This window comes from Gordonia sp. 135, from assembly GCF_009720185.1.
In the GTDB taxonomy this organism is placed as follows: domain Bacteria; phylum Actinomycetota; class Actinomycetes; order Mycobacteriales; family Mycobacteriaceae; genus Gordonia; species Gordonia alkanivorans.
Window position 1 is genome coordinate 1,184,260 of sequence record NZ_CP046257.1, and the last position, 20,301, is coordinate 1,204,560.

The following is a 20,301-nucleotide window of genomic DNA, read 5'->3' on the forward strand; positions in this document are numbered from 1 at the left end:
GATGTCGAAACCATGGGTGCGCATAGAGAGGTATTAAATGGGTGAGATTGTTGTAACCGGCGCCGCTGGGTTCGTAGGTAGCCATCTAGTCGAAGAGTTGTTGCGTCGCTTTCCGGATGACAAGATTATCGCGGTTGACTCATACAACGAGTACTACAGCGAGTCTACTAAACGGCGCAACCAGCGTTCGCTGCACGAGGTTGAGGGCGATCATTTGCAACTCGTGGCCGCAGATCTGCTTACTACCGATCTTGGGTCGGTCATCCCGTCGACAACGAGGGCGATATTTCATCAGGCTGGTCAACCAGGGGTTAGAAGCTCCTGGGGTACTGAATTCTCGCTTCACATCGACCGGAACATCGCTGTTACTCAGCGCCTGCTCGAATTTTCGAAGACGCTTCCGCTGCTTGAGAGGTTCGTTTTCGCCTCGTCGTCATCCGTATACGGTGACGCGGAGAGCTATCCTACTGATGAATCGACCATTCCGCGACCTCGTAGTCCGTATGGTGTAACAAAGTTGGCGGCTGAGAACTTGTGCTCCTTGTACGCCGCAAATTTCCGACTTCCTACGGTTTCGCTTCGTTATTTCACGGTTTATGGACCGAGGCAGCGCCCCGATATGGCATTCACACGATTTTGTACAGCTCATCTTCAGGGCCGGCCCATCGCGGTTTACGGGGATGGAACCCAAGTTCGAGACTTCACCTTCGTCAGTGATGTCGTCGCTGCGAATGTACTAAGCTTAGTGAACGATGTTTCTCCCGGAACCGTTCTTAATATCAGCGGCGGGTCAAGCGTTTCAATTAATCAGGTTCTAGCTACTCTATCGGAGATTAGCGGGCGGAACGTTGATATTGATTATACGGATTTCGCGACAGGGGATGTCACTAGAACGGGCGGTTCGAGTGAGCGCGCTAGGACAGTGCTGGGTTGGGAACCGTCGGTCAGTCTGAATGAAGGTCTCGCTATCCAATATGGCTGGGCTCGGGACGAGATATCTCTCGAGGAGACGGAATGATATCTGCCGAGGGCATGGAGATCGAAGAACTTGATCCGACCACTAGCCGTTTAGTTATTGATCAGATCGACCCCGAGAATCTTGTCCCAGGTGGAACCGACACGTGTATACACGATCTGGTGAAGTTTGGGAATGAAAATATTCTCATCGTTGGGGTGACCCGCAGTACAACAATGGCTTTAGGAACTTGGCATGTCTTTCCCCTCGCAGGACGAAAGATATGCTTCTTTCCCGTCGCACGTATTGATCGTACGGTTAGCACGCGAAGCCTGAAGGTTCCGCACTCATTTCGACTTGCACTCGGTCTCGCCAGATATCGGCGCCGATTACCGAATATGCCGGCTCAAGTGCACCGCATCGAGATCGGTGCTGTGGTCGCCGTACTATTCCGAAATAGGCCATTTTGCCAGTTTGTTCACAACGATGCTCGTGGCCTGACTTCGGACGCGTCGGAGTCGGTCTGGCGAAAACTTCGTCGATTCTACTTCGCCCTAGAGCGGGTCAGTTTACGCAGCGCGAGTTCGGTTGTCGCGTTCACCGCGACTGACTACCAACGATTGCTGGCGCTCAGCGGAAACGTAATCCCCGCTGTAACCTGGTACGACAGCACCGTCTTTACGCCCTCACGGATTCGAACATCCCCCTCGGAGGGGCACAAATTGCTGTTCGTAGGCCGTCTCGAATCGCAGAAGGACCCCCTGTTGGTAGTTTCAGCGTTCGCTGTCGTGGCGAGACGCCGTCCCGACGTGACGTTGCTCATGGTTGGCGAAGGGTCGCTCCGCGACTCAGTTGAACGTCGCGTTCGGGAGGAGGGTTTGTCCGATCGTGTGGTGTTGGCAGGTGCGGTACCAAGGTCTGAGGTTGCTCACGAGATGCAGCGGGCTCACACAATGTTGCTGCTGTCCCACTTCGAGGGCTCCCCGCGAGTGGTTGCAGAGGCGCTCGCGACTGGTTTGACGGTTATTGCAACCTCGGAAGCCGATCCTGACAGGATCCTCGATGGTTCTAATGGTCTGCGCGTTTCTGGCCGGGATAGCGAAGAGATAGGCGCGAAGGTTCTCGAGTTTCTGAGCAATCCTGTCCACGATGAGTATTGTTGCGACTCTGTTCGTACACGCTCGGCGGACATTGCTGTTCCTAGCTTGATTGAGGTAACTCGAAAGAAGTTTAGTCGTGTGCCATAAGCGGATGGAAGTCGCCAATCCTAGTGGACGGATTCTCGTTCTGGCCCCCGGTAGTTCGGGCGGCGGGGCGGAAGCGCTCGCACCGCTGTGGTCCAGTGCCCTTACGCAGGCTGGGTATCAAGTCGAAACTGTGTTCACGCACGAAGCGTCCAGCGCTGTCGGCCTATCCATCGGAACTAAGGGGGGGTCTCACCTCGGAAGAGTTCGTGCTCTCCGTAGTCTCCTTATTCGTGAGAAGCCTGATGTTATCGTTTCGTTGTTGACGTACACAAACATTTTGATGCTCCTTGTCGCATTGACCATAGATCGGAGCAGGCGACCGCGGACGGTAATCTCGGAGCATAACCTGTTGACCCCGCTATCGCGCCGTCGCTCAGCATTGTTTCGGGCCCAGGTTCTACTCGCTAAGCGACTTTACCGAACAGCCGATATATTAATCGCCGTATCGAGCGCTGTGGCCGGCGAAGCCGGAGCGCTTTTCGGGTTGCCGCCTAATAAAGTTGTAATTGTTCCGAATGTCGTCCAGCCGGATAGCGGTGGTGAAGCTCAAAGATCGTCGGAACCTGTATTGGATGAAGACCCGAGAATCTCTTTGATCTTCTCTGGGAGATTCGTGCCGCAGAAATCTCCAGATTTGTTTGTGGAAGTGGCTACGCATCTGTCGAGGCGGGGGTTGTTGTCGCAAGTTGAGCTGTTTGGTACTGGTCCACTTCTTGCGGAGGTTACGGATTCTCTTGCGGAACTTCGCATCGACTATCGCTCGCACGGTTGGGTAGATGCTTGGTGGGATGTAGAGGTTGGACATTCCGCAGTACTTGCGTTGACGTCGGAGTTTGAGGGGTTCGGTAATGTTCTCATCGAAGCAGGTCGGCGGGGTATTCCTGTCGTGGCGTGTAGGCAAGCGATGGGTGTCTCGGACGCTATCGCACACGGCATTACGGGGTTCTTAGTGAACGGACGTACCCCTGAAGAGTTCGCGGAGGGCGTGATTGCTGCATCTCGCCTCAGTATTAACCGGGAATCGCGGTTCTTTGAGCAGTTCACGGTCGACGCTGTTCGCCGTAGTTTCGAATCCATTCTTCGTTCGATGGAAGTCGACTCATCTCGAAGAGCGGGTTCAAGCTCTCATCAGTTCTTTGCGAATCCGAGCTAGGTCATATTATGGCCAACGTAGTTTTCGAACTGATGCGGAGCGCAGGTGCACGAGTTTTGGTCCTTCCGATCTCGGGAGTATGCAGTCTTGCAACGACTGCTGTGGCCATAGATTACGGCGGCATTGATAGTTATGCTGCCATATCGGTCGTTCTCGCAATTGCTCTTCTGCTCCCATTCGCGGACCTAGGTTTAGGCGCAGGGGTAATTAACGCATATTCGGATGGGCGCGGTCCTGATGATCGCCGAGACTTGCTAGCCTCCACTGTAAGACTCCTTGTTCTCTCCGCTAGCCTTCTAGTCGTCGCGGCCATTCTCGTCTCGGTATTCGTGTCGTGGTCTCGCTTGTTTGGCTTTTCGGAAGAGCCTCCGACTCCGTCCGGCATTGAGGGTGCGATAGTTCTAGCTGTAGTCATTTTCGCAATCTCTGTCCCGCTTGGGGTGGGCCAGCGAATCTTGATCGGTATTGGAAAAAATCATTACGTTGTGTTCGCGGGTGCGATCACTTCGGTTGTGACTCTCTTGGTTGTGGTAGTTGTATCGGTCGCTGGACTGCCTAGTGCTTTTATGGCGGTCGCCGCAGCAGTCGGGGTTCTAGTTTCGAGTCTCGTGATGCTTCGATTAGCGTGGAGTTCTATTGACCTACGTTTCGCTGATCTTATCGACCGTCGAAGGCGTGCTCGAGGTGTTCTCTCTTTGGGTGCCTACATGTTGTGTGTTAGCTGTTTCCTGGCAATCCTCTTCCAGTCCGGTCGCCTAATAATTTCGCACTTGTGCGACGATTATCAGCTTGCGTCTTATTCGATTGCAATGCAGTTGTATCTGCCGGCGGTTTCGATACTTGGCTCGGCAGGATTTGCATTATGGCCGATGTTCGCTGGGCGGAGAGGCCGTGCGTCCACTGGAGGGGTCTCGCAGGTTAGCTTCACTAAGCTTGTCGGGATCATGGTCGCACTAGGAAGCGCGGGCTGCATTGCGCTCGTGTTTGTGCTCCCGTTGGTCTCTAGGGTTGTTAGTGGCCATTCCGTTGATCCCCCTTTGAGTCTTGGTCTAGGTGTAGGAGCTCTCCTCGTGGCGCAATCTGCGCAGGTCGTTCCGGGGATGTACTTGACCGATTTAGCGGGTATGAGGTTTCAGGCGGTTTGTGCAATCCTGGCTGCGACGTCAGCCGTGTTGTTAGGTGTCTATGTCGCGGGCCCTTTCGGGGCGACTGGTGTCGTGTTCGCGACGGCTGCTGCGGTATTTCTGTTCCAGGCTGCTCCGTCGACAGTGCGGATGTGGTTGCGCGAACGTTCCCTTAGGTACGGCCCGTCTTCGGGCGCTCTAAACGTTGACCTTTCATTGACTAGTAAGGGGGGCAAGTGATCACTGAATCGCCGATCGAAGTGGGATCCGTCCCGATTATTCCGTGTGGCGGACACCGAGACGCGTCGCGTCTCCTGCTCGACGCGTCGACACAGCGGCTTGCCGTCAGTGTGCGTTTCGTAAATGCCTACTCAGTCGCATGCGCATCGCAGGATCCTGACTACATGGAGATCTTAAAAGAGAGTGGATGGAATTTCGCTGACGGGGTTCCTGTCGCCTGGTTGGGTCGTCGTAAGTCGGGCCTACACGGATTCGGCTGTACCCGTGGGCCGAGTACTTTCGTTCAAACACTTCATGATTCAGTTGATGTCGCCTGCGTATCGCATTTCTTCATTGGCAGTTCGGATGAGTCTCTTAAAGAAATGCTCCGGGTGATTGAGCGCGATTTCCCGGGCGTGCGCGTGGCTGGCGCATTCTCTCCGCCTTTCGGTCCGGTGAGCGAAAGTCTCATTGACGAATGTGAACAGCGCATTAAGTCATCAGGTGCCTCGCTCGTGTGGGTGGCTTTGGGTACGCCGAAGCAGGACTTCTTTACCGATGTTCTGTCGCGTCGGGTAAATCTTCCGTGTGCCGGCGTGGGTGCTGCGTTCGATTTTCTTTCTGGTTCTGTTAAAGAAGCGCCCTCGTTTTTGAGGGGAACAGGAGTTGAATGGTTATATCGACTGGCGGCGGAGCCGCAGCGACTATGGCGCCGCTACACCTTCGGCACGGCGAGGTTTCTGTTCGCAGTTGCTCGTGACGGTGGGTTGTTTTCGCGGGGCAGTGCTCCCGAGGCGCGGGAATAGGAGGACAAGGTGCATTTTGTTGCGTGGGATGGCGCTACAGTCAAGCTGAGACGGAGGATTGTTTCGAATGGAGTTTGAATTGGAGCCGCCTGGTTCTGAGAACGTGAAATCGATAAAGCGGCTCTTTGCCGCTTTTCGTAGAAGTTGGTATGTAATAGTCTGCATAGCGGCGATCGCAGGGGTTTGTGCTGTTAGCATCGGATTGCTACAACAGCCGCGGTACGAGTCGGTCGCGACGCTGTATGTGACGTCCGCTACAGAGGACACAGCCCAGAACGCCTACCAGGGATCATTGGCATCTCAGCAGAGGGTCGCGTCATATGCGCGGTTGGTTAGCTCGGACGCCGTTTTGACATCGGCGCTTCAGAGCTCGGGACTGACACTGTCGCTGGATGAGGCTCGTAATGCAGTGTCGGCTGATACGTCACCGCAAACGGTGATCCTGTCGGTCGTTGCTCGGACCACCTCGCCTGTTGAATCTACGACGTTAGCGAATGCAGTCGCCGATGCGATGACCAGGAGCGTTGCTCAGTTGGAGACTCCCGAGGACGGCGGGATGCCCCTGGCGAAGCTGACGGTGGTGACTCCTGCTTCGCCGAACTCCGAACCTGTCGCCCCAAGTATCACCAGAAACCTGTTGATTGCTTTGTTGGCTGGATCGATCGTCGGTTGCTTGTTAGTTGCTGTTCGTACGCGTTTCGACTCCAAGATCCGGTCTTCAACTGATCTCTCCGAGGCGTTGAATGTTCCTGTGCTGGGATTGATTCCGCGTGACTCGCAAGTCGTCGAGGGTGGTGTAGTTGATTTTGGAGCTGGCGCGTCACCTATTGGTGAGGCCTACCGGAAGCTGCGTACAAACCTTTCTTTTCTCTCGATGGATAAGCCGCCTACCGTATTCATGATCACAAGCGCTCGGCCAGACGAGGGCAAGACTGTAACGTCGATGAATCTGGCTGCCGTACTGGCGGAGGACGGGCGGCGTGTTCTCCTGATCGACGCTGATCTGCGGAAACCATCAATCGCCGGCGCGCTTGGTATCTCGAATGCAGTCGGGCTGAGTGGTGTGCTCCGTGGCGAGTTGCCATTTGCCGATGCTGCGCAAGCGTTGACGGGAAGTGTCGATGTTCTCGCTACCGGTGAACTTCCTCCGAATCCTTCAGAGTTTCTGGCTTCTGATCGGTTTGGTCAATTACTTCAAGTCACGCGCGAAACTTACGACTACGTTCTAGTTGACACTTCACCCGTTCTTCCTGTGACGGACGCTGTAGTGCTATCGCGTTGGGTGGATGGTGTGCTTTACGTCGCTAGATCATCCGTTAGTACTGTCACTGACGTGACCAGTGCGGTTTCAGAGTTGGCTGCCGGAAACGCAAAGGTCTTGGGCGCAGTGCTGAATTGCGTTGATTTTGCACAGATGGGTTATTACGCGTCTTCGACACCGTACGGTACGTATGGCGCTGATGCCGAAGGTCTGAGCCGGACAGTGTGACTCCTTTCGTCGATTATGGTGCGCCGTGCTGTACGGGACCTGGACATGTAGGAATTGCTGGCAAGGTGACCTGTTGGAGGTGCTATCTAGGGGAGTAGGACCTCGTTCGAGGTCGTACTAATGAAAGCCGTATCTTTCCTGGCTTTACCGTGATATGGCGATTGTTTTGGTGAGGGCGCGATCGTTCGCCACGATCGTTAAATTCGCGACGAGTTGTTTTCGCTTGTGTACTGTCCAAATCAGCGCCCGCGTGCTGCCTCTGATGCTGGATGAGCGGCTGTGCCGCTTCCGGTCATCGCCCCGAGGACGACGATGGAGTCATCCACCCGCAGCCCATCTTGTTGGTAGCAGTAGAAAAGTTGGTAACAGCTGTTGGAGATACTTCGGGCCGCCGGTGTGTCTACAAGCACTGCGAATTGATCGCAAGCACTGCAACGGGGAGTGACGGGTATACGCGGCGTACAGCGCTGTCGTTCGGCGCTGTCAGCTGCAGATCGTCCGGTTCGGTTGCCGTGCTTAACTGCGGTGGTTCCGTTCGGCCTAGGCCGGGCGAGCGAGAAGGGAGTTCTCGATCGAATTCCGGGCCCATCGACGCTGATGCGGAACTGGCACCCCGTCCCGTTTCTGCTGGTTGGATCGGGTCCAAGAGCATGTAGTGGGCCTTACCGGGCTAGTTGTACTCACCACGGACGTTAGGTACGGCGTGGCGGGATGACGTGAAGAAGACCTCCAAGTGAAGTGCGAACTACCTAGGAAACGCACCGCTCATCTCGAAGGTCTTCGTGTCCTACCGTAACGCCACTGACCGAACTCGGTCGCCTACGTCTTGCTCATGTGCCGTCCACGACGGCTGGTCGATCCACCGCGTCGCTGAGCGATCTCAGGTCGCCCTGACGAGCGGCCGGCGGTGGGCCTCCCGCTACCGTGAACACGGCCCGGGATGGTCGATCGCTGCTACAATCACCACCGCGGTCATACCGCCCTCTGAGGCCACCCACCAGCCGGTCTCGTACCCAACCTCAGGTCGGTAGGGGCTGGTGCACGAGTAGGTGACATCTGATCTGGCTTGCCCTGCCGGGCGGCCTGGAAGGATGCCAGCTGTGCCCAAGCCCTATCCCCAGGAGTTCCGCGACGACGTTGTCCGCGTCGCCCAGAACCGTGAAGACGGTGTGACTCTCGAACAGATCGCTGCCGACTTCGGTATCCACCCGATGACCCTGAACAAGTGGATCCGCAAGGCCGACGTGGAGGCCGGGATCAAGCCCGGCACCACGTCGGCCGAATCGCGTGAGCTGCGCGAGGCCAAGCGGCGTGTGCGCCTGCTTGAACAGGAGAACGAGGTCTTACGCCGGGCGGCGGCGTACCTGTCCCAAGCGAATCTGCCGGGAAAAGGTGGTACCCGCTCGTGAGTGAGCTGGCCGCTGACGGCATCCCCGTCACGGTGGCGTGTCGGGTACTCAAGATCGCTCGCCAGCCCTACTACCGGTGGCGCAAGAACCCGATCACCGACGCCGAGCTCGCCGAGGCGTACCGGGCCAACGCCCTGTTCGACGCCCACCGCGAAGACCCGGAGTTCGGCTACCGCTACCTCGCCGACGAGGCCGAAGCCGCAGGCGAGAAGATGTGCCGGCGGACGGCGTGGCGGATCTGCTCCGCCGGCGGCTGGACCAGCACCATCAGCAAGAGAGGCCGCGGCAAGCACCGCAAGGCCGGCCCGCCTGTACACGACGATCTCGTCAAGAGAGACTTCACCGCGCCCGGCCCCAACGAGCTGTGGCTGACCGACATCACCGAGCACTGGACGGCCGAGGGCAAGCTGTACCTGTGCGCGATCAAGGACGTCTACTCGGGCCGGATCGTCGGGTACTCGATCGACTCGAGAATGAAGTCCCGCCTGGCCGTGGCCGCCCTGAACAGCGCTGTCGCCAGGCGAGGGGACGTGGCCGGCTGCGTTCTGCACAGCGATAGAGGGTCTCAATTTCGTTCGAAGAAGATGCAGAAGGCCATCACCCGGCACGGCATGCTCGGGTCGATGGGCAGGGTCGGTGCGTGTGGTGACAACGCGGCGATGGAGAGCTTCTTCTCGCTGCTACAGAACAACGTCCTCGACCGTCGATCCTGGGCCACCAGAGACGAGCTCCGGGCCGCCATCGTGCACTGGATCGAACGGACCTACCACCGCCGCAGACGACAGGACCGCCTCGGCAGATTGACCCCCATTGAATTCGAGACCATCATCAACCACGAGGCCCCTCAGGCCGCGTGACTAACCCTGTCACCTATCCGTGCACCAGGCCCGTACAGCTAGCGCAGGCCCCGCTGATCTGTGAGTTTTGAGTCGAAATTGCGACCCCGAATCGGCGGTTCTGTACTCGCCCCTTGAAACCGGTGCCCGCCTAATATGACCGCTAAGTGTCTACTGTTTTGCGTGGTTGTGTACGTGAGCAGTGGTCCGCTGACTCCGTCGCGACGAGATAATTTCGCGGGTCGGCGGTCATGCGCTATTCAGTCTTGTCGAGCTGACGAGAATATAATTGTGGCGTCCTGGTGGCGTGTCCCCCGTGAACCGGTCCGGTCTGTTTTAGAGTCCTGATTGCCCTGTTGAGGGCAGAGAAGGGACGATGAGGATCATGGCAGGACGCAAGCGCCACTCGGCAGAGGACATTGTGCGCAAGTTGCGCCGGGCTGACGAGTTGGCGGCGCAGGGCAAGGCCGGCGAGGAGATCGCCGCCGACCTCGAGGTGTCGGCAGCGACGTTGTACAACTGGCGCCGCCAGTACGGCGGCATGGACGGTGACGCGGCCAAGGAGCTCAAGGAGCTGCGTGAGCAGAACGGCCGGCTCAAGCGGCTGCTCGCCGATGCCGAGTTGGAGAAGGACGCGCTACGGGAGATCGCCAAGGGAAAATTCTGAGCCCAACCGCCAAACGCGCCGCCATCGACATGCTCAAAGACGTGATGAACATGTCAGAACGCAAGGCGTGCAAGGTTGTTGGGCTTGCTACGTTCAGCGTATCGTCAACTGCCGCAAGCGCACACCCCGGCTGACCCGGATGCTGGCCTGCGCCAGCAGCTACGAACCTACGCCCGTCAGAACCCACGCCACGGGTTCCGTCGGGCGTGGGCCTGGCTGCGTTTCGACAAAGGCGACACCGTGAACAAGAAGAAGGTCCACCGGCTGTGGAAGGAAGAAGGATTGCAGGTGCGCCGGGCGCCGCGGCGTAAACGGGCCGGCCAGTCGTCGGTGCCGATTGTCACCGCGGACGCACCGAAAGTGGTGTGGGCATTGGACTTTCAGTTCGACTCCACTGTCGACGGACACAAGATCAAGATCGCGTCCATGGTCGATGAACACACCCGGATGTCGCTGCTCAACATTGTGGATCGCTCGATCGCCGCCGACCGGTTGATCGAGGAGTTGAAGAAGACCTTCGCGATCTGGGGTGGCCCACCGAAGGTGCTGCGCATGGACAACGGCCCTGAGTTCATCTCTGAGGCCCTCCAGACGTTCTGTGCAGGGTCGGTGGGGATCTCCTACATTCCGCCTGGCACGCCGTGGAACAACGGGTTCATCGAGTCGTTCAACAACCGGTTGCGCGACGAGTGTTTGAACCGCAACTGCTGGCCCACCCTGTTGGAGGCCCGCGTGGTCATCGAAGACTTCAAAGACGACCACAACCACCGACACCGCCACTCAGCGCTGGGCTACAAGACCCCGGCCGAGTACGCTGCCCGATGCACCCACCAGCACCACCCCGTGGGCTGCGAGATCGACTGACCGACCGCAAGTAAGAACTGGCTCTAGGACCGACTGGACCGGTTATCGGGGACCTGCCACTGGGGATCAGCGATTCGCAGGCTTCTGACTAGCGATCTTTTGTGGTTCTAAGGGCCTTGCCCAACGTTACAGTTGGCTCATCCATACGTTGTGATCGCGGGTGGCAACGCTTCTGCGGCAAAGGTTGCGGCCGAATTCGCAGACGGTTCGTGTACACAGGGGCGTGCTGGGCGCCCGATCTTCAACATCACGGTCATCAAGGTCGACCGCAACGATCCGCCCCCGACGGTCTCCCGTCGGTGGCGACGAGCGGGGTGTCGAATGGTTGTCAACGGCCAGTTTGATGTCCCCGCTGGTGGCCAGGTAAAAGTCCCCACCCTGTGCGGGATGTTATAGGTGGGTGGTACCTCCGTTCGGTGTGTCATGCGGTAGGAGTCGCCGTCGGTGATGACGATGGTGGCGTGGTGCAGGAGTCGGTCGAGGATGCTGGCGGCGGTGGTGTGTTCGGGCAGGAAGCGTCCCCATTGTTCGAAGGGCCAGTGACTGGCGATCGCGAGAGAGCGGCGTTCGTAGGCGCCGGCGACGAGCCTGAATAGCAGTTGGGTGCCGGTGTCGTCGAGCGGGGCGAATCCGATCTCGTCGAGGATGAGCAGATCTTGGCGCAGCATGGTGTCGATGGTTTTACCGACGGTGTTGTCGGCCAGCCCGCGATACAGGGTCTCCACGAGGTCGGCGGCGGTGAAGTACCGCACTTTGTGTCCGGCGTGCACTGCGGCGATCCCCAACCCGATCAGGGTGTGACTCTTGCCAGTCCCGGCTGGGCCGATCAAGGCCAGGTTGTGTTGGGCCCGAACCCATTCCAGCGAGGACAGGTATTCGAAGGTGTTGGCCGGGATGGACGATGCGGCCACGTCGAACGATTCCAGGGTTTTGGTGAGCGGGAACCCGGCAGCTTTGAGCCGGTTGCGGATGTTGGAGGCATCACGAGCGGCGATCTCGGCTTCCACCAGGGTCCGCAGTACTTCTTCGGGTGTCCACCGCTGAGTTTTCGCGGTGAGCAGCACCTCGGGTGCGGTGCGGCGGATCGAGGCCAGTTTCAATCGGCGTAGCGCGTGGTCGAGGTCGGCCGGTAGTGGCGGCACTGTTTGGGGTGCAACTGATGTCGATGTTGTGGTGGTCATGACACCTCCTTGTCGCCGGCGCCGAGCTTGTAGGCATCCAGCGAGCGGGTGGGCGCGGTAGGCAGATGCCCGAGCAGTGCTGTGCCGGCCGGTCGCGGGTTGGGGGTGCCGGCTCCGGCATCGAGGATCGAACGCACATCGGCGGCCTTGAACCGTCGGAACGCCACCGCCCTGGTCAGAGCGGTGAGCACCTGTTGATGGCCGTGGGAGGTGACGAGTCCGAGGATGTCATCGAGTTCACCGCCCAGGCGGGTGTTGCCGATCGCCGCGGCACCGACCAGGAACTGCTCAGCAACCTCACCGAGAGCGCAGAACTGTTTCTCCACCGCAGTTTTGGGTCGTGGTGCACGACTGGGCGGTGTGCGTGGCCCCCCGTAGTGGTCGTCGTTGAGGACGACCTCTCCGGGTGCGGCCAGCAGATGTTCGGCAACCATCTCACCGGAGGCGGGTTCGGCGATCAGGAGCCGCTCACCGTCCTGGATGAGGGTCACGGTGGTGCCGATGAGCCGGTTGGGTACCGAGTAGCGGGCCGAGGCGTACCGGATACACGAGAGGCGATCGACCTTACGGGTGACCGGCGGTGGACCGACTTGGGCCCGCAGAGATGGCAACTTCGACAGCACTTCTCGTTCCACATCGAGTTGCTCAGCAGGCACGCACAGTGTGTCGCTGTGGCGTCGGGTGTTGACCTCGACACACCAGTCCCGCGCGGCCCGGTTCGCTGCGTGCACATCCAGCTGTACGTCGTCGCGACCAGCGGCGATCTTGGCTTCGGTCCACAACGGTTGCGCCAGATCCGACTGCGCGTACCCGCACAGGTTTTCCACGATCCCTTTCGATTCCGGATCGGCGCCGTGACAGAAGTCCGGGGCGAACCCGTAGTGGGTGGCAAACCGCACATACGTGGGGGTCGGTACGACGACGTTGGCGACGACCCCACCTTTGAGGCAGCCCATCCGATCAGCGAGTACCTTGTTGGGTACTCCACCGATCTCTTCCAACGCCTCGGCGATGAATCCGAGTGTGGTGGTGGATGTTTCGTTGGTGGCGAACCGAACGAACCGCCAGCGTGAGAACGCCAACACCGCGCAGAACATGTGTAGCCCGCCGATCACGGCCCAATCGATGACCAGGTAGTCACCCGGAGCCCACACTGCCGGGCGACGCCCACGATGATGGTCACGGCGCCACTGTGTTTTCTCCTGAGCGACGAGACGACGGAAGTTGCGGGCCGAGCCTGCATAACCCGCCGCTCGCGCTACTGATAGCAGACGTTTCGCGGTGATCCGGCCGCGCGACCGCTCGACTCGCTCAGCGACCAGCTCGGCAACGGTGTCGTAGTTGCGGGCCCGTACCTTGCGATCTGGTGGTTGATCGTCGGCCTCGAACCGGTCGACCACACGCTTGACGGTCTTGTGGGTGGTGCCGCACACCTCGGCGGCGGCGCGATAGCTTCCGAGTTCTCGGTAAGCAGAAATGATGTCCATACGGTCCTTCGCAGACTTCAATGGAACTCCCAGGCGGTGATGGTGATCGGTTGGCACCTTCACCGTCATCGCCTGGGCCCTCAGTTCCGGGTCGACACGACGAACACAGGGTGGGGACTTTTATCTGGCCACCAGCGGGGACCTCGACCTGGCCACCAGTGGGGACTTTCTCATGGCCATGGACAAATGGTGAGGACGGTCCGTGCGCCGTAGTGCGTCGTGAAAGCCGGCGCCTATAAAGGATGTTTGAGGTCGCAAAGACAAAAACCTGCCGGTGCCGTACTGCTAGGTGCCCCCACCAGGGCTCGAACCTGGGACCTGCGGATTAAAAGTCCGTAGCTCTACCAACTGAGCTATAGGGGCGTACCCCGGTGCGCCGGGGCGTCGACGAGTTTACAGCTTCCCCCAGCAGCCCGAGCGGGGGCCTACACGTGTGTCGCGCACGTGCACGTGCCGCTCTGCGCCGGCGGCCTACTCGTGTGCGCGGGTGAGTGCGCTCCGTTCTCAGCCAGCTCCCGGGACGTCGCTCATGCGGCTACTCGCGACGATCCGAACGGGGGTCTCCACGTGCCCTGCGCAGATGCATCAAAAATGGCCGTTTTAGGCCTCTGACCACACGATTTGTGGTTTGCTCGAAACCTGTCATAAGCTATGCGAGCTCCCAGCGGAGAAGCGAGACCGGCCCCCTTCGTCTAGCGGCCTAGGACGCCGCCCTTTCAAGGCGGTAGCGCGGGTTCGAATCCCGTAGGGGGTACGCCTGGACGGCACTCGGCAACGAGGGTCGGACAGCACAATTAAACAAGGCCCTGTGGCGCAGTTGGTTAGCGCGCCGCCCTGTCACGGCGGAGGTCGCGGGTTCGAGTCCCGTCAGGGTCGCCAGAGATGACCGGCGCATTCGGTTCTACCGGATGCGCCGGTTCTCTTAGGGCCAGGTAGCTCAGTTGGTACGAGCGTCCGCCTGAAAAGCGGAAGGTCGTCGGTTCGATCCCGACTCTGGCCACCATGAAAACCTCCCGGTTCATCCGGGAGGTTTTTTTGGTGGTCGGAGGGGGTCTGGTGTCAGTGGCCCGGTGTCAGGGGCCCGACTCAATCTCGAGCAGTCGGGCGTCGAGGGCGGTCGACGGGGCCTGTCCGTCGTCGTGGGTTCACGGTGATCAGTCTGTCCCGCCCGCGGTGCGTCGGTCGCCGTCTTACCGGCGGGCGCTGCTGATGCGCAGTCCGCGCAGGGGCGAGCGCGTCGTCCTCCAGCCGTTCTCCAACTATAGTTGTGTTACTCCAACTTTCGTTGGAGAGGGGTGCGCCATGCAGCTCAACAAGCCGTTCGCGACGGTGACACCGACCCTCGACGGCGACGTGCTCGCGGTGCTGGCGGCCGCCGACCTCACATTCACGATCAGCCAGGTCCAGCGCATCCTCGGCAGCGCATCAGGGGAAGGCATCCGCAAGGTCCTCAACCGGCTCAGTGCACAGGGCGTGGTGCTGCACGATGAAGTAGGTCGGACGCACACCTACCGCCTCAACACCGAGCATCTCGCGGCCCCGCCGATCATGGCGCTCTCCCGGCTGAACTCCACCTTCCTGCAGCGCCTCGAAGAGCACTTCACCGAGTGGGAGACCGCACTGCGGTACGCCGCGGTGTTCGGGTCGGCGGCGACGGGGCGGATGAGGCCCGACAGCGACATCGACGTGTTCCTGGTGCGCGCAACCGATTCCGAGGACGACGCGTGGGACCAGCGGGTCACCGGACTCGCTCGACTGATCACCGCGTGGACCGGCAACGACGGCCGGATCGTCGAGTACACCGAGGACGAGTTGCGCGCCGCGGTCGCCGCCGGCGAGCCGCTGCTCGGCGACGTGTCGACCCAGGGCCTCACCGTTGCGGGGACACGGGCCTGGTTCACCGCGCAACTGCGCCCGGCGAGGAGCTCGTGATGGCGGGGCAGCGCAAATGTGACGCCGCGGTCGCCGCCGGGCGCATGTCCAAGGCGACCGAGTTTCTCGATGCCGCCGACCATCTCGGACGGGAGATGCCCAACGCTGCCGGGGACCTCTACGTGGATGCGGGTATCGCAGCCTCGGACGTCATCTGCTGCGCGCGGCTCGGCGTGCACTCCAACACCGGTAACCACAGCGAGGCCGTCGCCCTGCTCAAGCGGGCAGACAGCGGATCCGAACGGCACCTGAACACCCTCCTGAGCCGGAAGAACAAAGCGGCCTACACACATCAGGACCTCACCGCCGCGGAGTTGACGAAGATGGGCCGCGCGGCGGAGCCCCTGCTCGAGGCAGCCAAGAAGGTCGTGGCAGCCCGCGGATAGTTCGCCGTTTGCAGCTTCGTGTTCGGCGAGGACGATCCGCGTCCTCGGAACAGCGGAAGGTCGTCGGTTCGATCCCGACTCTGCCGGGTCTAGTCGATCCCGGTGGGGCGCGCATCGAGTGCCGCGGCCACTGCGTCGAGCTCCCCGTCGAACAGGTCCGCGTAGGTGTGGGCGGTCACCGTGATCGACGCATGCCCCATCGCCACCTGCAGCAGCCGCAGATCCGCGCCGGCGGCGCGGGCCAGACTCGCATAGGTGTGACGCAGATCGTGCACCCGCAGCGTCGGATAGCCCAGCGCGGTGACCTGCTCCCGCCACCGCACCGCGCGCACCCAGTTCTCCCGGCTCAGCCGCGCCCCTTTGGGTGAGGTGACCGCGGGCGCGGTGCGGGCCCGGCCCTCGACGCGGGCCGCCAGCACCGCGACCAGCGACCGGGGGAGCGGCACCGTGCGAATCCCGGCCCGGCTCTTGGGTTTTCCGGTCATCAGCGTGCCGCCGACCTGGGTCATCGAGCGGCGGACCGAGATCCGCCGGCGCGCCAGGTCCACGTCGGCGACGTTCAGTCCGGTCAGCTCACCCCAGCGCAGCCCCGTGTAGGCGAGGATGCGCACGATGTCGCCCTGCGGGCCGCAGCGTCTGGCCAGCTCGTCGACCTCGGCGTGGGTGAGGTAGAGGTGCTCGGCCAGATCCAGCGGCGGGAACACCGTGCGCTCGGCCGGGTTCTTCAGCAGCAGACCGTCGGCGACGGCGTGGGCCAGGATCATCCGCAGCAGCGAGTGCCGCCAGCGTTTGGTCCGCGGCGAGCAGTCCATCGCGTTCACCCACGTCTGGATGGACTCGCGGTCGACCTTGGTCACCGGCCACGCCCCGAACTCCGGTTGCACGTGCAGCCGCCAGTTGTCCTCGAAGCCGCGCCGGGATTTGGGCGTCACATCCTGGCGGGTGGCCAGCCACGACGCATAGACCGACGCGACGGTGACCGCGTCGCCGCGCCGCGGGTCGAACACCACGCCCCGGGTGCGCGCGGTGATCGCCTCGGCCTCGAAGGCCCGGGCCTCGCGCAGCGTGCCGAACACCTTGCTGCGGCTGCGCCCGTCGGGCAGCCGCCAGGTCACCCGCCAGCGCGGTGCTCCCGCGGCCGTCCGGTACTTGGTGACGCTCATCGGGGCCGGCTGGGGGTCAGGTCTGCGGGGATGGGGATCCCTCCTTACCCGTCGTGGGTGGGCGGTCTGTCCACACTGAGACGCATGCGGAGGGCGCGCGGTTCCCGCCGGGGGAGTCCCCCGGAGAACTGCGGTGCGTGCTGTGGTTGCCGACCACCCGCGCCGCCGTGCGCGGTCGGCGGACGAGATCGGCACGCCCACAGCGGATTCGCGGCCGTCGCCGGTGACGCCCGAGTCGATCCGGTCGGCCGAATCGTCGGGTCGGGCACGTGGTATCGGACGACGAGGCGCTTCCTGACTCGGTCGTGACTGCCTCTGGGGACACCGGTGTCGGTGTCCGGGGCATCGGCAGCCCGGCCGGCGGGCGCGACCCCGACCCGGACCTGTTCGAGGCCTGAGAGATCGACGACCCGCACCACGACGAGCCCCCGAGAGAGTCGGCTCATCGCGGTGCGGTGTCGTCTGTTTCGTGCCGCTCGCGGTGATTGCCGCGGTAGAGGGTCGTCGACCCGTAATACTCTCCCCATGAGAAATCGCGCCACCTCGGTGATCGTCCGGAGCACCTACGGGACCGCGGCCGTCGAGTGGTTCCTCATCATCGCGATCGCCACGATCCTCATCACCCGGCTGTACCTGCAACTGACCGGCTACCCCCAGGTCGGTGGCGGCACCCTCCACATCGCCCACGCCCTGTGGGGCGGTGCGCTGATGATGCTGGCGCTCGTCACCGGCTGGCTGTTCCTGGGAGCCACCGCGCGGGTGAGCGCCGTGGTGGTGGGCGGCATCGGTTTCGGTCTGTTCCTCGACGAGGTGGGCAAGTTCGTCACCCGCGACAACGACTACTTCTACGGGCCGTCCGCCGAGATCATGTACGTGCTCGTCGTGGTGGTGTTGCTGATCAGCCGCATCGTGCGGGACTTCACCCCGCCGACCGGCGCCGAAGCGCTCGCCAACGCGGCGTCGATCGCCGCCGACGGCGTGGCGCACGGGCTGCCGGACCGTCGACGACGACAGGCCGAGGACTTCCTCGTCGCCGCCGGTGATGACGGCTTCGATGCCCGCACCATCGCGAATGTGCGGGCCCTGCTGGAATCGAGCAAGGACACCCCCGACCGGCTGATGATCCTGCGGGACCGGGCCGTGCGCCTCATCCCGGACTTCCTGCGCAGCCCGCGCTGGGTGCCGATCGTGGGATGGTTCCTCGTGGTGGCCTCGGCCGCCGGTGTCGTCGTCGGAGCACTCAGCTTCGTGTTCACCAAGGACCGTTTCGACGACCTCGACATCTACATCGAGCTCGCCGACAACCGCATCGCCACCTGGATCCTGTTCCTGAGCGCGATCGCGACGCTGGCACTGGCGTTGCCCGCCATGCTCGCCCGCCGGCGGGGGACCGCCGGGCTGTGGCCGCTGCGGACACTGCGCATCGCGTCGCTGGTGTTCCTTCTCAGCAACGCTCTCGTCGACTTCGCGATGGAAGGTTTCGGCGCCCTGCTGAACCTCGCGATCGGGCTGTTCGCGCTGAGCGTGGTCAGCTACCACCTCGGCCAGGCCGTCACGGCGTCGAACGGCAGACATGATCAACTGAGGGTGTGACTCACCTTGAGCGGGCAGTGGCGGCCGAACGCGTCGAACGGTTCGAGCACCGGACGGTCGACGTTCCCGGAGCGGCGGCCGCGGCCGTCGTGCTGGCGGTGGCGGAGAAGGACGGACGACAGGGCATCTGGTTGTGCAAACGACCACCCACCATGCGACGCCACGCGGCGCAATTCGCCCTTCCCGGTGGTCGGCTCGATCCGGGCGAGGACCACATCACCGCGGGGCTGCGGGAGCTCGACGAAGAGCTCGGTGTGCAACTGTCTCCCCGTTCGGTGCTGGGGACGCTCGACGACTATCCGACCCGGTCGGGCTTCGTGATCACCCCGATCGTCTGCTGGGCGGAGGACTTTCAGGAACCGACCCCGAATCCGGCCGAGGTGTCGCAGCTGTTCTTCGTGACCTTCGAGGAGCTGGCGGTGGCGCCGCGGTTCCTGACGATCCCGCAGTCGGAACGTCCGGTGATCCAGCTGCCCATCGTCGACTCGCTGGTGCATGCGCCGACAGCGGCGGTGATCTACCAGTTCGCCGAGGTCGTACTGCGGGATCGCCACACCCGGGTCGACGAGTTCGAGCAGCCCGTCTTCGCCTGGAAATAGGCACGATTCGGGTCGTTTGACCGACCTGTACGATCGTCCCATCTAAACTTCGATGTTCTCAGATATGCTCTGCGACATGGATTTCCATCGAACAAATGACACTGATTTGTCTGGCAGGTCACTCGCCGGTTGGGCATGATTACCGGTGTGAACAATGCCAATTCGTCGGAGTCGGCGGCGGATTCGTCGGCCGGAGGTCGCTCACCTCATCGGGCTGCGGCCCCGGCGTCGACGCCGCGGCAGCCGGCGATCGAACCGGCTGCGATCGTGTACCGCTACGAGTACAACGATCCTTACGCGCCGATGTCCACGCGCAAGCAGGTGTTGCTGGGCTGCGCGATCTCGCTCGTCGTGATCGCCTTCGTGGTGGCCGCGCTCATCATCGGGCGAGGCTGACCGAAAGGCCGGTCCCGGTGAACTCCACAGGTCGGTGGGGTGGGGTCCTCCACTGAGGGCCCATCGGGGTCTGTGGTGCGGATCACACGGGAAAGTCTGTTCCGGGGAATGAATCCGGACCGCGGTCCGTTTACAGTATCGATGGGTCGCGAAGACCCACGAGAATCCGAGACCACCTCGACCTCGTCTGGAAGGACGCAATCATGACCGCAGCCACCACCGTCAAGGCACCGATCCCCGCCGGCACCTGGACCATCGACACCGTTCACTCGGCCGTCGGCTTCTCCGTCAAGCACCTCATGGTCAGCAAGGTGCGCGGCACCTTCGACAACTTCTCCGGCACCATCACAGTCACCGAGGACGGCACCCCCGCCGTGCAGGCCGAGATCGACGTGACCTCCATAAACACCAAGAACGAGCAGCGCGACGGCCACATCAAGTCGGCCGACTTCTTCGACGCCGAGCAGTTCCCCAAGGCCACCTTCGTCTCCACCGGCGTCCGCCAGAACGGTGACGACTACGTCCTCGACGGCGACTTCACCCTCAAGGGCGTCACCAAGCCGGTCAGCCTCGAGCTCGAGTACAACGGCACCAGCCCGGGCATGGGCCAGGGCGCGGTCGCCGGATTCGACGCGAAGACCGTCATCAACCGCAAGGACTTCGGCATCGACATCGAGATGCCGCTCGAGGGTGGCGGCGTCGTCGTCGGCGACAAGATCACCATCACGCTCGAGATCGAGGCTCTGCAGGCCTGATCTCCCGCATACCCTCCGACCGGACTCGACACCCCAGAGT

Annotated in this window: 15 protein-coding genes, 4 tRNA genes and 3 pseudogenes; 18 read left to right on the forward strand and 4 right to left on the reverse strand. The window is 61.6% G+C overall.

What is annotated here, in order from left to right; translation table 11 throughout:
• The first annotated feature begins 37 nt into the window (after positions 1–37).
• From GKZ92_RS05405 to GKZ92_RS05440, 9 genes and pseudogenes are all read left to right on the forward strand, one after another.
• Complete coding sequence (locus GKZ92_RS05405; RefSeq protein WP_155225069.1) at positions 38–1,018, forward strand: NAD-dependent epimerase/dehydratase family protein; 981 nt, start codon at positions 38–40, stop codon at positions 1,016–1,018.
• A complete protein-coding gene (locus GKZ92_RS05410; RefSeq protein WP_155225070.1) occupies positions 1,015–2,202 on the forward strand; it encodes a glycosyltransferase in 1,188 nt (395 codons plus the stop codon). Before GKZ92_RS05405 ends, GKZ92_RS05410 begins: the two co-directional genes overlap by 4 nt.
• 4 nt (positions 2,203–2,206) lie before the next feature.
• On the forward strand, positions 2,207–3,355 hold the full coding sequence (locus GKZ92_RS05415) for a glycosyltransferase family 4 protein (RefSeq protein ID WP_155225072.1): 1,149 nt from the start codon (positions 2,207–2,209) through the stop codon (positions 3,353–3,355).
• 32 nt (positions 3,356–3,387) lie between these two features.
• A complete protein-coding gene (locus tag GKZ92_RS23995; protein WP_442903346.1) occupies positions 3,388–4,719 on the forward strand; it encodes a lipopolysaccharide biosynthesis protein in 1,332 nt (443 codons plus the stop codon).
• 164 nt (positions 4,720–4,883) lie between these two features.
• Positions 4,884–5,504, forward strand: a complete 621-nt coding sequence (locus GKZ92_RS05425) for a WecB/TagA/CpsF family glycosyltransferase (protein ID WP_155225075.1) — start codon at positions 4,884–4,886, stop codon at positions 5,502–5,504.
• Positions 5,505–5,571: 67 nt separating this feature from the next.
• Positions 5,572–6,993: a polysaccharide biosynthesis tyrosine autokinase gene (locus tag GKZ92_RS05430; protein ID WP_155225076.1), complete on the forward strand. Its 1,422-nt coding sequence runs from the start codon at positions 5,572–5,574 to the stop codon at positions 6,991–6,993.
• Between the two features lie 801 nt (positions 6,994–7,794).
• Positions 7,795–7,931: pseudogene (locus tag GKZ92_RS23545) on the forward strand (helix-turn-helix domain-containing protein); the annotation flags it as partial.
• Between the two features lie 162 nt (positions 7,932–8,093).
• A protein-coding gene (locus GKZ92_RS05435; protein WP_085948641.1) for an IS3 family transposase occupies positions 8,094–9,259 on the forward strand; the annotation gives its coding sequence in 2 pieces (ribosomal slippage) (positions 8,094–8,378 and positions 8,381–9,259; 1,164 coding nt in all).
• 361 nt (positions 9,260–9,620) lie between these two features.
• Positions 9,621–10,769 (forward strand): annotated as a pseudogene (locus GKZ92_RS05440) (IS3 family transposase).
• Between the two features lie 395 nt (positions 10,770–11,164).
• Here the strand turns inward: GKZ92_RS05440 and istB are convergent.
• The 3 genes and pseudogenes from istB to GKZ92_RS05455 form a co-directional block, all read right to left on the reverse strand.
• Positions 11,165–11,950, reverse strand: a pseudogene (istB, locus tag GKZ92_RS05445) (IS21-like element helper ATPase IstB); the annotation flags it as partial.
• Positions 11,947–13,458, reverse strand: a complete 1,512-nt coding sequence (gene istA, locus GKZ92_RS05450) for an IS21 family transposase (protein WP_155225077.1) — start codon at positions 13,456–13,458, stop codon at positions 11,947–11,949. The pseudogene istB and the gene istA, both read right to left, overlap by 4 nt.
• Before the next feature lie 269 nt (positions 13,459–13,727).
• Positions 13,728–13,800, reverse strand: a tRNA-Lys gene (locus tag GKZ92_RS05455).
• 318 nt (positions 13,801–14,118) lie between these two features.
• Here GKZ92_RS05455 and GKZ92_RS05460 point away from each other — a divergent pair.
• From GKZ92_RS05460 to GKZ92_RS05480, 5 genes are all read left to right on the forward strand, one after another.
• Positions 14,119–14,191: transfer RNA gene (locus GKZ92_RS05460), tRNA-Glu, on the forward strand.
• 48 nt (positions 14,192–14,239) lie between these two features.
• Positions 14,240–14,316: transfer RNA gene (locus tag GKZ92_RS05465), tRNA-Asp, on the forward strand.
• 47 nt (positions 14,317–14,363) lie between these two features.
• Positions 14,364–14,440: transfer RNA gene (locus GKZ92_RS05470), tRNA-Phe, on the forward strand.
• A 299-nt stretch (positions 14,441–14,739) separates the two neighbouring features.
• Complete coding sequence (locus tag GKZ92_RS05475; protein WP_006357356.1) at positions 14,740–15,369, forward strand: nucleotidyltransferase domain-containing protein; 630 nt, start codon at positions 14,740–14,742, stop codon at positions 15,367–15,369.
• Positions 15,369–15,755: a hypothetical protein gene (locus GKZ92_RS05480; protein WP_075862774.1), complete on the forward strand. Its 387-nt coding sequence runs from the start codon at positions 15,369–15,371 to the stop codon at positions 15,753–15,755. Before GKZ92_RS05475 ends, GKZ92_RS05480 begins: the two co-directional genes overlap by 1 nt.
• Positions 15,756–15,844: 89 nt before the next feature.
• On the opposite strand, the gene GKZ92_RS05485 is transcribed toward GKZ92_RS05480, so the two are convergent.
• Positions 15,845–16,918 carry a tyrosine-type recombinase/integrase gene (locus GKZ92_RS05485; RefSeq protein ID WP_075862773.1) on the reverse strand — a complete coding sequence of 358 codons (1,074 nt, stop codon included), beginning with the start codon at positions 16,916–16,918 and terminating at the stop codon, positions 15,845–15,847.
• Positions 16,919–17,464: 546 nt separating this feature from the next.
• On the opposite strand from GKZ92_RS05485, the gene GKZ92_RS05495 reads away from it, so the two are divergent.
• The 4 genes from GKZ92_RS05495 to GKZ92_RS05510 all read left to right on the forward strand — a co-directional run bounded on the left by GKZ92_RS05495 (position 17,465) and on the right by GKZ92_RS05510 (position 20,261).
• A complete protein-coding gene (locus GKZ92_RS05495) occupies positions 17,465–18,511 on the forward strand; it encodes a hypothetical protein (protein WP_155225687.1) in 1,047 nt (348 codons plus the stop codon).
• On the forward strand, positions 18,508–19,110 hold the full coding sequence (locus tag GKZ92_RS05500; protein ID WP_040004372.1) for an NUDIX hydrolase: 603 nt from the start codon (positions 18,508–18,510) through the stop codon (positions 19,108–19,110). Before GKZ92_RS05495 ends, GKZ92_RS05500 begins: the two co-directional genes overlap by 4 nt.
• Before the next feature lie 147 nt (positions 19,111–19,257).
• Positions 19,258–19,506, forward strand: a complete 249-nt coding sequence (locus GKZ92_RS05505; RefSeq protein ID WP_230461904.1) for a hypothetical protein — start codon at positions 19,258–19,260, stop codon at positions 19,504–19,506.
• 203 nt (positions 19,507–19,709) lie between these two features.
• A complete protein-coding gene (locus tag GKZ92_RS05510) occupies positions 19,710–20,261 on the forward strand; it encodes a YceI family protein (protein WP_006360608.1) in 552 nt (183 codons plus the stop codon).
• Positions 20,262–20,301 lie beyond the last annotated feature (40 nt).